This window comes from Candidatus Poribacteria bacterium (assembly GCA_021295755.1).
In the GTDB taxonomy this organism is placed as follows: domain Bacteria; phylum Poribacteria; class WGA-4E; order WGA-4E; family PCPOR2b; genus PCPOR2b.
Genome location: JAGWBT010000155.1, coordinates 1 through 13719, shown reverse-complemented (window position 1 = coordinate 13719; position 13719 = coordinate 1). Strand labels below are relative to the sequence as shown.

The window sequence follows — 13719 nt, the reverse complement described above, 5'->3', positions numbered from 1 at the left end:
GAAGGAGAGGACGTAAGACCATCTTCGGATGGCTGTCCTTGTTGATAGCGCAATTACCGTTCCTAAAGGACGAAAGAATCCTCCTCCTTTAGGGCGGGGAGTATGTCAAAAAACGGAGGACTTAGCTTATGTTGGCACCACACGGATGGGAACCCCGGTGTGGGTTAACCGAGTGGTTGCGGAGGCAGATTATGTGTTGGGTGTCGGGGGATGTTCTCCTTCGCTTTTTGGGTGGCACGGTGGAGCAGGTATCATTCTGCCGGGCGCGTCCGGGCGCGACACCATCCGACACAACCACACCTATATCCTGATGGATCGCCCGATTAGCGGGTGGGGACCGGGCAATCCCCAACGGGAAGATGTGCAAGATGCCGGCGATCTCGCGGGTTTCAACATGAAGGTCGATTTTACAGCGAACACCGTTTTTGCTGGGTATCACCGGGAAGAATGGCCCATCGCTGTGGAATACTGTCAAACACACACCATGATGCCCGTTGAACCGGCAGACATCTATATTATGGGGATTGGTGAGAGTGAAAACCTTGCGTGCCTCTATATGAAAATTGAAACGGCCGAGCAGGTGATTCGTGAGAACGGAATCGTCCTCCTCATCTGTTCCGCCCATGAGCAACCTGATGTTTCGGACTGGTCAGAGGAACGTGCCCTGCAACAAACGATTGATTCGACAGACGCTTGGATGGATAACAGTGGAACATTGAATACGAGTGAAGATCCGTTGGCACTCGATCTCCTCGCCCGTTTCCGATTGATGCAGCTGCCGTTGAGTCGTCTCGCGCAAATTCTGACTCGACGCGAAGGAGAGCCACGCAGCACCTGCATGTCTTGGAGTCATCGCCGCGCTATTGAGCGGGGACGAACGTTTGTTGTAACTGAAATGGAGGAAGATCTGGCATATTCTTACGGCTTCGCTTGTGCGACGCGCTCCTTTGACGACGCCCTCCAAAAGGTATTTGGTGAACTGGGGAAGGATGCCCGAATTGTTGTGAATGCGCCGCTGTTAGGGACCCCTCTGCCACCGCAAAATCGAGTCAGCCCAAAAGATGGAGTTATAGTTTCTTAGCTTGGAGTGAAAATAATAAAATGAAAAAGAGGGCAATCTATGGTCTACCCGGTGCTAAATTCCTTGACAATCTAATAAGTAGCGGGTGTAGCTCAGTGGTAGAGCATCAGCTTCCCAAGCTGAGGGTCGCGGGTTCAAGTCCCGTCACCCGCTTATCTGTTCTGGACGCCTGAACTACGCACATCGGTGCCGTGTTTTTGCGAGGGGAGCGAAATGCCAATTTACGAATTTCGTTGCAGGCAGTGTGATAATACGTTTGAGAAACTTTTCGCTTCGAGCCAACAGAAATCATCTCCCGTCTGTCCTGAATGTGAAGGCAGTGACACTGCGCAACTGTTTTCTGTCTTCGGGGTTGGGACATTAGATACCGTAGGTACACCGACAACTGATATGCCGATGTGTGGGACTTGTGGACACCATACACCCAAACCGTGCGCCTGAGTTGATGGGGTGTCCTAAGGGCTGTTATCACTAGATGTTTGAAAAATTAGCGGGTTATGATATACGGCATTCCACCTTGTGCAGTTTTTAATTGGAGTTTCGAGAGGAAGTAGATGGATCAAGGTAGACGTTTGACAAAGGAAGAGGTAAAAAGCGACCAGTTTGTTGATAGCACGCTACAGGTCTATGAATTCCTCAAGACGCACCTAAAATCGATTATTATCGGTGCAACAATAGTTATCTTGGTGGTCGGTGGTTTTGCTTTTTATCAGCACCAGCAACAGACCGCACGCGCAGAAGCCTTTCTGAAATATACTGAAGCCATTGAGAAATATCAGGAAGCCGAGAGTGATTGGTTTGATGCGGACGGTACGGAGAAGCCATTTGAAACCGCTGCGACCCAGCTTCAAGCCATTTTCCAAAAATACCCTGAGACTTCTGTCGCGGATAAAGCACGATATAATTATGCAAAAGCGCGCTATTATGAAGGGGACTATGATGGTGCGATCTCCCACTTTCAAATGGTCGTGAACGAGCATCAACCGGAAAACCAAATTCTCGCTTTATACGCTCAAAAAGCGATTGGCAACTGCCATGAACAGAAAGGCGAATACCAAAAAGCGCTTGAGGCATATACCCCCGCAGAGGATAAACTGCCTCAGATTGCCATGCGCGATTACGCGTTTTCGGATTTTCGGTTGAGTCAGGCGCGTTGCTATGAGAAACTCGGTGATTTTGATAACGCACTCGCAATCTACAAAGATATCATAGATCTCTTTAAAACCAACTTGGAAAAAGCGATTCAGCAAAAAAGCCGTGACTTAATTCCCGGAGCAAAAGCACTGATTGCAAGACTTCCGCAGCCACCGAGTGTAACAGCCGCTGAAGGCTTGGAAAATGAAGGCAATTATCACGAAGCCTTCGCTGCCTATGCCAAAGTGATTCATGACTACAAAGTTGATAAAGATATTCATGGGGGACTCACCGACGAACGACGCAGGACTATCAATCGCTTTGAAAAAACGGCAAACGATTTTCTCATAAACCTGCGCGATGCTCGGCGCGCTGAGTCAGAAGGACAGGACCCCTTGAACGATTATGTACAAGCGGTCGGTCTGGGTGGGCGTAGTTTCTATGAAAAAGTATTTGGATTTGCGCCGCACCGTTCGCTCTATGAAAAAGCACTTTTCCACCGTGACAAACTTCAACATGTGCAGTAGTGAAGTTGTAGGGTAGCCTAATCTGCCCATCGTATGGAAACTTGGTCTGTTCAGCGAATGAGGTCAATCTTATGATATCACCTCACACTGAAAAAGTCTTAGAATATGATAAGCTGAAGGCATTGCTTAAGGGGTATGCGCATTCCCAATTGGGGGCGTTACGAGCAGCAAAGTTGAAGCCGTTCCGGCAGCTTGATACAATTCGTCATCAGCAGCGGCTATGCAGCGAAGCGAAAGCCTTCTACCAGACCTCCAACGGTTTTCCCCTGCAAGGCTTGAAGGCTATCTCCCCGACGCTCCATAAAGTGTCCAAGCCCGGTGCTATTCTAGAAGTGGAAGAGTTGCTTAGTATCGCTCGTGTGGCGGCAGCCGCTCAAAATGTCCAGCGAGCCGTTAAAAGGCGAAATCCGAAGGATTTCCCAAAGCTCTCCTCGATTGTTCGCAATCTTCCGACCTTTCCCGAACTCACCCAATCTATTGACAGATGTCTCAGTCCGGATGGTGATGTCCTTGATCACGCTAGTCCAGCGCTACGATCGATTCGCCGCAAGTTGGTGCATACACGAACAAACATTCAATCGAAGTTAGAGAGCCTCCTCCAATCTCCCAACCATCAGCGATCTATCCAAGAACACGTTATCACCTCCCGCAATGATCGCTATGTCATTCCCATCAAACAGGATTCAAAGCACAATTTCCCCGGCGTTGTTCAAGGGCAATCCTCAAGCGGAGCAACCGCTTTCATCGAGCCGTTTGGTGTTGTGGATCTCAACAATGAGCTACACCAATTATCAGATGAGGAACGCCAAGAGATCCGACGTATTCTTCTCGAACTTAGCGACTTGGTTCGCGAGCATCAGGCATCGTTGGAACTTGCTTTGGACATCTTGGGGGGACTAGACTTTCTAGGAGCAAAAGCGCAGTTAAGCGTAGAACTAAATGGCGTTGAGCCAGTGCTTAACACGCGGGGTGCCATCAAGTTGATAGAAGCGAGACACCCGCTCCTTGAAATGAAATTTCGAGACAGTGCGAAATTAAAGGAAGAGGAACGCGATCCTAACCTGCCGGAGCGAATTGTACCAACTGATGCAACGCTAGGTGACGCATTTCACACCATGGTTATCACCGGACCGAATACGGGCGGGAAAACTGTGGTTCTCAAAACGATTGGCTTACTCACGCTCATGGCGCAGTCTGGTTTACATCTCCCTGCAAAGATGGGAAGTGAAATTGGGGTATTCGACCAAATGTTCGCCGACATCGGTGACGAACAGAGCATCGAGCAGAATCTCAGCACTTTCTCGTCCCATATCACCAAGATTATCTCCATCTTGAAAGAAGCGGATGAAAATTCACTGGTGCTATTGGATGAAATTGGGGCAGGCACGGATCCAACGGAGGGAGCGGCGCTTGGCATGGCGATATTAGACTGGTTAGAGACGCGTAAAGTTCGCACCGTTGCGACGACCCACTACGGCGCGCTGAAAGCGTACGCACATGCACAGGAGGGTATGGAAAACGCCTCAATGGAATTTGATTGGCAAACGCTGCAACCCACCTATCGTCTTCAGATTGGCGTACCCGGAAGCAGCAACGCCTTCAAAATTGCACAACGTTTAGGCATGCCTGACGCAATCACCGATGCCGCTAAAGCGTACACAGGCAACCAGACCGTTGCCGTGGAAGATCTCATTGTCAGTATGCAGGCGTCCCAAAACGAACTTGACGTTGAACGTGAAATGGTACAGGACCAACTCCGGGTGGCGGATACCACCGCCAGAAAGCATGAGGCGTTAATCAACCAGATCGAAGCGGAGCGAAAAGAACTTCGGGACCAAGCCGAGCAAGAAGCCGCTACAATCCTCAAAGATGCTCGTAAACTTGTTGAACAGACGATAGCAGAAGTACGACGGGGAAATGCCTCAAAAGATAGTGTCGGTAACGCGTTTACTCGCATTGAGGGGGCGCAGCAGAAACTGAACGAGAGACGCGAGCAGCAAAAACACGTAGCAAAACCGCAGCCCGATGCAATTAGCGTGCAAGTCGGTGATAAAGTCCGTGTGAAAAGCCTGAACCAATTCGGTGAGGTGCTCTCAGTTTCAAACGGGAAAACGCCTTTGCTCATCAAGGTTGGTAATATGCAGATGCGCGTGTCAAACAGAGAAATTGAGCCGGTGCATCCTGCAGACAATAAGCGTGAACTTTCTACCTCGATCTTGAATGTCCAGTATAGCAAGACAGGAAACGTTAAAACAGAGTTGAACCTGCAAGGAAAAACCGTTCACGAGGCTTGGTCGGAAACTGATAAATATATAGATGATGCGTTTCTTGCGGGATTACCGAGAGTGCGGATTATTCATGGCAAAGGCACTGGCGCATTGCGGAATGCCATTCATGATCTCTTGGCGGACCACACGCAAGTGAATGATTTTCAATTGGCAGCACTCAACGAAGGTGGCGCAGGTGCAACGATTGTCACATTGAAGGAATAGTAAGAGAAAATTTGGACTAATATTTTAGAATTATTCGCTCGCCTTGAGAAAATTCCCTTTCTCTGCGAGTAGCGTTGGAAATTTGCTAAGGACAACTATTCAATTCACGGGACGATCGAAGAAGACGGCTTCCAACAGGGCATGGTTATATTGTAGCCATAATGTTAAAAGCTAACGATTCATTGATACCATTGCCTGATGTTGGGATTGTCAAATCCAAACATCGTCAAGCCGTTATATTTCGCAGTACGTTTCACGTTTCATACCGATTTCGGTTTGAGGTTTCCCATTTTGTTCCTTTGGAACGCCGCGGCATGGGCAAAGCAAACCTAAACCTGTATCAGACGAAAGTGAGTTGTGATGAGACAAGCTTCTAACTACATTCCACGCGAGATACTTGATAATATTTGTGCACAGAACGATATTGTCGAAGTGATATCGGAGTGTGGAGTTCTGTTGAAGCCTATTGGCAAAGCCTATAAAGGGCTTTGTCCCTTCCACGACGAAAAAACTCCCTCCTTTAACGTCTCTCCCGAAAAGCAGGCATTTTACTGTTTTGGGTGTAATGCCGGCGGCAATGTCATTAGCTTCCTCAGAAAATATGACGGTAAGTCTTTTATGGAAGCGATGGAATGGTTGTCAGAACGCGCAAGTATTCCGCTCCCAGCGCAGGATGGAAGAGCACGCCAAATTAGCCAGAAACGTCTGGAATTGCAAGACCTGAATCGTTTTGCGATGGAGCATTTTCACCGCCAACTCCTAAATCCCAAAATTGGCGGCCATGCGTTGGCATACCTGAAAAACCGAGGCATCACAGATCAAACGATTAAAGAATTCCAACTCGGGTACGCGACCCCGGGCCGTCAAGATATGGTTAAGGCTGCCACACAAGCCGGTTTCTCAATCCAACAACTCATTGATGTTGGACTCATCAGGAGCGATGACCAAGGCACCACAGATCGATTCCGAGGGCGGGTTATCTTTCCGATTCGCGATGAACGCGGTAATGCCGTTGGATTTGGTGGGCGCGCAATCTCAGAGGAGCAGCTTCCCAAATATCTAAATTCTCCTACCACCACCCTTTACGATAAAAGTAAAACCCTCTACAATTTATACGAGGCGCGTCAGACAATCCAAAAAGAGGAGAAAGTCATTCTCGTTGAGGGCTACTTTGACGCACTTATGCCGTATCAAACGGGTGCCCAAAATGTTGTTGCATCGCTAGGGACCTCGTTTAGTTCTTCACACGCTGATTTATTAAAGCGGTTTGCCGAAGAGACTATTCTCCTCTACGATGGCGATCCAGCGGGCTTTCAGGCGGCGTTGCGGGGATTACACATCCTTCTGGCAGCAGGATTGCGGGTGCGGGTGGCGAGTCTACCGCCCGACACAGATCCAGATCAATTTATCCGCACACAAGGTCTGGATGCTTTCAATCAACGGGTCGATTCTGCGATGAACCTAATCGAATTCCAGATCCAACGGGCGACACAACAGCATGCAATTCATCGCATAGATGTAAAAACACAGGCTATCAAGGAAATTGCTCTGACCTTATCGAACCTCAAAAATCAGGTTGAGCTCAGCGAATACGCGAAGTACGCAGCGCAAGAACTTGATATTGAGCGGTCAGTGCTTTTGAGGGAGTTGCAACGTTTGGGCGTCAAGATGTCTCGCCCGGTTTCCCCACCGCGACACACTCAGGCTGCGCCAACCGCAAAGATGAGCCCGCGTGAATCGATTGAATGGCAACTGATTGAAGCACTGCTACAAGGTCCCGACCTCATCCCGCTTGCCAAAGCGAATTTTCACTACCAAGACTTTACCCATCCTGACTTTGCTACTATTGGCAGGATGCTCTGGGAAGCGAGTGATAATGAGGCTATCATTGACATGCAGACTATTATAAATGCTTGTGCTAACGAAAAGATTACAGGCATAATCTCCAAGGCTCTTCTAAAAAGGACAATCCCTCCCAATTTAACGACACGAGTGGAGGGGTGTCTGAAGAAACTCAAAGATTTTCTGTTGTGGGATGTTGAACGCATGAGGCGTTCTGAAGCCCTTGCACAAGGGAATAACAGCAAAAGCATTCTTGCAGAACTCGTTGAACTCTCGAACCGAAGAAGGCAGTTAGCCCGTTAGTCCCTGTTATTGCTTCGGGAGGGGCGCTAGGAGAATAAACTACAATGGCTTCCGGAACTAAAGATGATCGCTTAGTCGATATAGGTAAAGAGAAACACTTCCTTGAATACGATGAGCAACCGAATCCTTCACCACCGGGCAATCTCGATGACCTACTTCAAATTGATTTAGAAGAAATTAACCTTTCAGAAAATCCAGCAGATCTTGATGAGGGAGATTTAACAATGAATTTAAAAGTTATCAATCAAACAGCCGATTTTGATACACCTGAGTACTCCGACGATGAAATCCAGGGAAACTCGATAAGGTTGACGATCCGGTGAAGGTGTATCTACGAGAGATGGGGAGTATTGCTTTGCTGACTAAACAGCAGGAGGTCTCCCTGTCAAGGCAGATTGAAGACGGTCATCGTGAGGTCGAGGAGGCAATATTTGAAACGCCAATTGCAATTGCAGAGGTCCGAAAACTGCTCAATCAGATTTTGATTGGTAAGAAAAAGGCTTCTGATGTGCTTTCGATGGAGGTGTCAAGCACATCGGCTAATGATAAGGAAGAAAAATATCTGAAAAAAGCACAGGAATTGATGGCAGATTTGAAAGCGCGAGATTTAGAAATGCGCCTCCAAGAGCGCAAGTTAAACTATGAAAAACTGTCTGCTAGGAAGAAAAACGCCCTTCGCAAAAAGCTGGACTCCGATCGTTTAGAATTGGTAGAGACCCTCAAGGACCTCAAGATCGATCGCGAAGAAATTAGTAAAATCGCAGGTAAAATTAAAGATATTGCGACCCGCATGGCGCAGTTGGAAAAGCAGGTGACAAAGATTGAGGAGGGGTGCGAGCTATCCGCGGCTGAAATCTGTCAGCAGGTGCGGGATTACACACTGGGTAAGGGCCAACCAACTGGCCCTGACTGTTGTATGGACGGACTTAAGGAATATAACCGGAAGATCGTCAAGGCGAGGCGGACCATCAAAAGGTTGGAGCGTGAAATTGGCGCGTCACGTGAGCAACTTAACTGTGCGACCCAGCGAATCCACACGGGAGAAGCAACGGCACAAAAAGCAAAGATGACAATCGTCGAGGCTAACCTGCGGCTCGTCGTCAGCATTGCCAAAAAATACAGGAATCGAACGCCAGGGCTGACGTTTCTTGACCTCATTCAGGAGGGAAATATCGGCTTGATGAAAGCTGTCGACAAATTCGAGTATAAGCGGGGGTATAAATTTAGCACTTATGCGACATGGTGGATTCGTCAAGGAATTACCCGCGCTATCGCTGATCAGGCGCGCACGATTCGCATCCCTGTGCACATGATCGAGACCATCAATAAACTAATCCGCACTTCCCGTTACCTTGTTCAGGAGAAAGGTAGAGAACCCCTGCCGGAGGAAATCGCTGGTGAGATGGACATATCCATTGATAAGGTGCGACAGGTGTTTAGGATTGCACAGGAACCGATCTCTTTAGAAACCTCGGTTGGCGAAGATGAGGACAGCCAACTTCGGGACTTTATTGAAGACAAAACTTCAAAGTCTCCGGTCGCCGAAGCGACATTTACCATGCTCAAAGAGCGTATCGAAGAGGTGCTTCGTACGTTGACAGAGCGCGAGGCGAAAGTCATCCGCCTGAGATTTGGAATTGGGGATGGCTATCCGCGAACACTAGAGGAGGTTGGTACGGAATTTCAGGTCACCCGTGAACGGATACGCCAGATAGAAGCGAAGGCGCTGCGAAAGTTGCGTCACCCAACCCGGAGTCAACAGCTGCGTGGCTTTCTTGATGGTTAAGAGATTTCTTGCCAAAACGTGCCGACCATCTTGAGATTTCCATTGACAAATCCACGGCAAACTTTTATAATACTTCCTCGATTCAGGGGGGCCTGTAGCTCAGGGGTTAGAGCAGCCGGCTCATAACCGGCCGGTCCTAGGTTCGAATCCTAGTGGGCCCACCACTTTTTCCATCTCGGTTTTCCCTTTCCCTGCAATCCTGCCTATGGGGCGTTAGCTCAGGGGTACGAGCGCTACCTTCACACGGTAGAAGTCACTGGTTCAAATCCAGTACGCCCCATCATTTTCTGCGACTATCCTACCTCTTGCCCTTTGTACTGTAGTTGATACAGCCGGTAGTAGATGCCCCGTTTCTGAAGCAACTCGTTGTGCGTTCCCATCTCCTGAATTTCACCGCGGTGCATGACAATGATCTTATCAGCGTTCTGAATCGTTGAAAGCCGGTGTGCAATCACGATTGATGTCCGATTTGCCATCAGGCGGTTCAAGGCGTCCTGAATGATGAGTTCGGTTTCGGTGTCCACACTGGAGGTTGCCTCATCAAGAATAAGGATGTTGGGATCGGAAGCCAGCGCCCGCGCGAAGGCGACAAGCTGCTTCTGTCCAACCGATAATCCTGCCCCACCCTCTCTGACTTCAGTTTCATAGCCCTCCGGCATTCTCTGAACGTAGCTATCCAGATGAACCTCTTTTGCGGCAGCGATCGTATCTGCCTTTGAGATCTCCGGGTTGTCCAGATTGATGTTCTTCTCGATTGTCCCGGAAAACAGGAAGATATTCTGCTGCACAATGTTAATAGCACGCCGGAGATCTGGCAGCTCCATCTCCCGAAGATCCGTTCCATCAATCAGAACCTGTCCCTTATTCACATCATAAAATCGACACAGTAGGTTGATAATCGATGTTTTGCCTGATCCTGTGTGCCCTACAAGCGCGACCTTTTCGCCCGCCTTTACATTGAAGGAGACATCGCGCAGAACATAATCTTCTGCATTATAAGCGAACCAGACATTGCGAAACTCGATTTCGCCGTTCAATGCACCTAACTCTTTGGCTGGCATTGGATTCACAATTGTTGGCTGCGTATCCATCAGGTCAAAGATCCGCTCAGACGACGCCATCGCGTTTTGGAAGATTGTGTATTTCTCACTCAGTTCACGAATGGGCCAGAACAGTCGCTGGCTGTATTGAAGGAAAGCGAACAATACACCAAAAGTCAGCGTATCTTGTAGAATCTGCCCGCCGCCATGCCAGATGATAACCGCCAGCGCAAGCGAACCGCATACTTCGATCATCGGCGAGAAGAGCGAGAAGTAAAAGATGCTACGCAGGTTTGCACCGAGGTATTGCTTATTCCTGTCATCGAATTGCAGCCAGCTGCGTGGCTCCCGCGCGAATAGCTGCATCGTTGTCATGCCGACAATGTTTTCGTTCAGAAAGGCGTTGATCCGGGCGAGATACCTACGCTGATCACGGAAAGCGCGGCGCGAGTAGACCTGATAAACGGACGTTGTCACAAAGATGATCGGTAATACAGCAAAAGTTACCAATGCCAGCTTCCAATTCAAGAGCAGCATCGCTATCATGTAGCCGAAGATGCTGAGTAGATTCCCAAAGACCGTGATGACTCCGGAGGTGAATAGCTCCTTTAGTACCTCCACATCGCCCATGACGCGGGTCATCAGTCTACCCACTGGATTGTTGTCAAAGAAACGGACATCCAACCGCTGCAGATGTGAAAAGAGCGACATGCGCATATCATACATCGCTTTCTGCCCCACCATCTGCATTCCGTATTCTTCAAAGTAGGTAAATATGAATCTTGCCACGAGAACGAGGACATAATAGAGTACAATCGTTTCCAGTCCCTGTAGATTTCTCGGCTCAATATAGTTATCAATTCCAATTTGTGTCAGATAGGGCAGCAACGCTTCAGATGTCGAGTAACCAACCATCAAAAACACGATAAGCACAACTTCACGCCGATACGGTTTCAGGTAAGCGATCAGCCGCTTCATCAACTCCCGGTCATATACTTTACCGAGATCATCTTCTTCTTCGCTATACTCATGGAGTTGACTGCTACTACCACCACTACCAAACATAAATGAATCCTCCTTGTGCCATAATCTATCTGTCTTTCGTTAGGTCTTGAGTCGTTTTCAATCGGTGTCTGATTAAATCTATTTTTTCTCTGCCGGACATTTTGCTTGTTTTCCTGACCGTTTTACCGTGCGCGTTTAACTTTTCCCCATGAAATCGCCAATTTCTGGTTTGGGGAAACACTTAAAGTGGGAACAGATCCCCACGATGGATTGGTGTCCCACTCACGGTGTTGGGTGAGGTTAATGGGGTTGGTGCCATCGGCATTCATCACGTAAATTTCCCCATTACCATCACGGAGAGAGGTGAATGCAATCTGTGTTCCGTCCGGGGACCAAGCAGGCCTCCTGTCTTTGGCTGCGGCATTGGTGAGGCGAATGGGGTTAGCCCCATCAGCATCCATCACATAGATATCTACGTTTTCGTCGCGGTCAGAAGTGAATACAATCTGTTCCCCGTCCGGTGACCATGAGGGATTCCAGTCATTATGAAAATTATTGGTGAGTCTTTGTTGATTCTTCCCATTGGTATCCATCACGTAGATTTGCCAGTGACCGTCGCGGTCAGAAGTGAATACAATCTGTTCCCCGTCCGGCGACCAATCTGGTCCCTGGTTTTGGCCCTGCTCCCTGGTCAGTCTACGAGGTCTGCCCCCATCCGCAGCCATTACCCAAATACCCCACTCGAAAACGGGAGCTGATGTAAAGACAATCTGCTTACCGTCTGGAGACCAAGAAGGGCTACTATCCTCTCTGTCTAATGATTGAGTCAGGTTGATGGGATTGGTCCCGTCGGCATTCATCACATAAATCTCACCTTTCCAGAGCGGACCCCGGAACGACATAAAGGTAATCTGTTGTCCATCAGGGGACCAAGCAGGATGATCAGCGTATTGAGGCCCTTCGGTGAGTTGGCGGATTTGTGTCCCATCGGGGTTCATCCTGTAAATTGCTCTAGTCCCGCTGCGACTGGACGCAAAGACAATGCTTGTGGCAGCGTTTTCTGCCAGACTTGTCAATGCCGGAAGTAGGCTCGTAGCAAGCGCCAAAAGTACGCCGTGAAGATAGATCATCTGCAGCTTCTGGTTCAGTAATACGAGTTTCATTGTTGCCCTCCTTTGTGTAACTGTGGAGATGCCTTGAGATTTTCCCTCAAGCTATCTTCGTCTCCTAATTCCATATGAACTGGGTCCTTTTGATATTTCAACGAGGTCAAATAAGATCTGACGTGAATCGTTGCCAAACAAAATTCACTTGGCACATCCATCACACAAGCAATTAAGATGCCACAACTATTTTGAATATCCTGAGGATATTGTCAAGGAACCGAGTTTTTAGGAAAACGCACGCTCCGGGCAACGTTACCTTTGCCTTTGAGGTACGTTGTGACTTCAAAAGGGGTATTATACTCACAGGGAACATGTCGAAACTGCGCTACACCATCGTTGCAAAAATGCTACACGGTTACTTAAAGAGGCATTTGAATCAATGTGCTACAACAATTTAGCTGCTTCCCACCTGCGTAATAAAGCATTATAGGTAATTAGGTGAGAATTGTCAAGAAATCTGATAATAGCAAATCTCCTTGACAAATTTGGAGGTTCATGCCATAATCTCGGTGCTATAGGAGATGGGCTGAACCGCGGTTGGGGCACAGTCCTACTCGTATCTTCAAAGGATTTGATCAATCCTCAATTGATCAGATACCATTTCAAGATTGACCCCTAAAGGTTTGGGATGGGTCGAAAGGAATCAAAAATGAATAGCGATCAATCACCGGCGGCGGAACCTTATCGCGCCCCTGCCTTTGCTGATATGAAACCCGAACTTTCGGCTCCCGGAGCCACGCCAGAGCGGTTAGAACACCTCAGGGAGCACGGTTTTGTCATCATCAATGACTTTGTGGACAACCCCTGGATCCCGAGACTGCGTGAAGCGGGTCGTCGTGTCACCGAATCGTGTGCGCCAGAGCATATCTATAACAAGATCGACTGCTCAAAGGGTTATGTGCACCGCACGGGAGAGGATCAACCGTGGGCGATTCGGGGGCTTGTCCATCCAGCTTTTAACGAGCCTAGTTTTGCTGAGTTCCACGGCTCTTCAGATTTCCTCGATTTTGTGTCTTCTTGGTGTGATGGACTTCAACCGGAGGATACGGTGCTCGGCGGCCTGCTGCTGTGGGCTAATCCCCGTACGCACGAGAATAAGCTGGGTTGGCACCGAGACACAACATGGTGGGGCACCGGGAAGAGATACTTTGCACAGGAAGAGAACCGAGGCGAAGGACCGGAGGCGTATTCCGAGGAGACCGAAAGAATCCGCTGGAAAGAAATCGTTGAGAGTAACGCGAAGTCTATCACAGAACGAAACGGTGTGAGCATGTTCTTGGCATTGACGGACGACGAATGTCACGAACTCGTACCGGGCAGCCACAACCGATGGCGTACACCGT

The 13719-nt window shown here is 48.7% G+C and carries 10 protein-coding genes and 3 tRNA genes; 11 read left to right on the top strand and 2 right to left on the bottom strand.

The features are described 5' to 3' along the window. Nucleotides 1–28: 28 nt before the first annotated feature. The 10 genes from J4G02_19380 to J4G02_19335 all read left to right on the top strand — a co-directional run bounded on the left by J4G02_19380 (nt 29) and on the right by J4G02_19335 (nt 9445). Nucleotides 29–1081, top strand: coding sequence for a DUF2088 domain-containing protein (locus J4G02_19380; protein ID MCE2396696.1), 1053 nt, complete (start codon nt 29–31; stop codon nt 1079–1081). 81 nt (nt 1082–1162) lie between these two features. After that, nucleotides 1163–1234: transfer RNA gene (locus J4G02_19375), tRNA-Gly, on the top strand. Nucleotides 1235–1294: 60 nt separating this feature from the next. Beyond that, entirely contained in the window at nt 1295–1522 is a 228-nt protein-coding gene (locus J4G02_19370) for a zinc ribbon domain-containing protein (protein MCE2396695.1), read from the top strand. A 113-nt stretch (nt 1523–1635) separates the two neighbouring features. Then, nucleotides 1636–2742, top strand: a complete 1107-nt coding sequence (locus J4G02_19365) for a tetratricopeptide repeat protein (protein MCE2396694.1) — start codon at nt 1636–1638, stop codon at nt 2740–2742. A 71-nt stretch (nt 2743–2813) separates the two neighbouring features. Continuing rightward, nucleotides 2814–5234 (top strand): endonuclease MutS2, encoded by a 2421-nt coding sequence (locus J4G02_19360; protein MCE2396693.1) that lies wholly within the window; start codon nt 2814–2816, stop codon nt 5232–5234. A gap of 360 nt (nt 5235–5594) precedes the next feature. Then, nucleotides 5595–7379 carry a DNA primase gene (gene dnaG / locus J4G02_19355; GenBank protein ID MCE2396692.1) on the top strand — a complete coding sequence of 595 codons (1785 nt, stop codon included), beginning with the start codon at nt 5595–5597 and terminating at the stop codon, nt 7377–7379. A gap of 44 nt (nt 7380–7423) precedes the next feature. Further along, complete coding sequence (locus J4G02_19350; GenBank protein ID MCE2396691.1) at nt 7424–7702, top strand: hypothetical protein; 279 nt, start codon at nt 7424–7426, stop codon at nt 7700–7702. Next, the gene (gene rpoD / locus J4G02_19345; protein MCE2396690.1) at nt 7699–9165 is read left to right on the top strand and encodes an RNA polymerase sigma factor RpoD; all 1467 of its coding nucleotides are present in this window, start codon (nt 7699–7701) and stop codon (nt 9163–9165) included. The genes J4G02_19350 and rpoD overlap by 4 nt, the downstream gene beginning before the upstream one ends. An 88-nt stretch (nt 9166–9253) precedes the next feature. Further along, nucleotides 9254–9329: transfer RNA gene (locus J4G02_19340), tRNA-Ile, on the top strand. Between the two features lie 43 nt (nt 9330–9372). Next, nucleotides 9373–9445: transfer RNA gene (locus tag J4G02_19335), tRNA-Val, on the top strand. Nucleotides 9446–9458: 13 nt separating this feature from the next. Here the strand turns inward: J4G02_19335 and J4G02_19330 are convergent. Together J4G02_19330 and J4G02_19325 are read right to left on the bottom strand one after the other, a co-directional pair. Further along, nucleotides 9459–11270 (bottom strand): ABC transporter ATP-binding protein, encoded by a 1812-nt coding sequence (locus J4G02_19330; protein ID MCE2396689.1) that lies wholly within the window; start codon nt 11268–11270, stop codon nt 9459–9461. A gap of 122 nt (nt 11271–11392) precedes the next feature. After that, complete coding sequence (locus J4G02_19325) at nt 11393–12340, bottom strand: PD40 domain-containing protein (protein MCE2396688.1); 948 nt, start codon at nt 12338–12340, stop codon at nt 11393–11395. Nucleotides 12341–13025: 685 nt separating this feature from the next. Between J4G02_19325 and J4G02_19320 the strand changes: the two genes are divergently transcribed. Beyond that, on the top strand, nt 13026–13719 hold a 694-nt coding region (locus J4G02_19320), incomplete at its 3' end, for a hypothetical protein (protein MCE2396687.1).

Bases quoted from the DNA above. Each gene is read 5' to 3' on its own strand.
- J4G02_19380 (MCE2396696.1), top strand. From the start codon at position 29: ATGGCTGTCCTTGTTGATAGCGCAATTACCGTTCCTAAAGGACGAAAG.
- J4G02_19370 (MCE2396695.1), top strand. From the start codon at position 1,295: ATGCCAATTTACGAATTTCGTTGCAGGCAGTGTGATAATACGTTTGAG.
- J4G02_19365 (MCE2396694.1), top strand. From the start codon at position 1,636: ATGGATCAAGGTAGACGTTTGACAAAGGAAGAGGTAAAAAGCGACCAG.
- J4G02_19360 (MCE2396693.1), top strand. From the start codon at position 2,814: ATGATATCACCTCACACTGAAAAAGTCTTAGAATATGATAAGCTGAAG.
- dnaG (MCE2396692.1), top strand. From the start codon at position 5,595: ATGAGACAAGCTTCTAACTACATTCCACGCGAGATACTTGATAATATT.
- J4G02_19350 (MCE2396691.1), top strand. From the start codon at position 7,424: ATGGCTTCCGGAACTAAAGATGATCGCTTAGTCGATATAGGTAAAGAG.
- J4G02_19330 (MCE2396689.1), bottom strand. From the start codon at position 11,270: ATGTTTGGTAGTGGTGGTAGTAGCAGTCAACTCCATGAGTATAGCGAA.
- J4G02_19325 (MCE2396688.1), bottom strand. From the start codon at position 12,340: ATGATCTATCTTCACGGCGTACTTTTGGCGCTTGCTACGAGCCTACTT.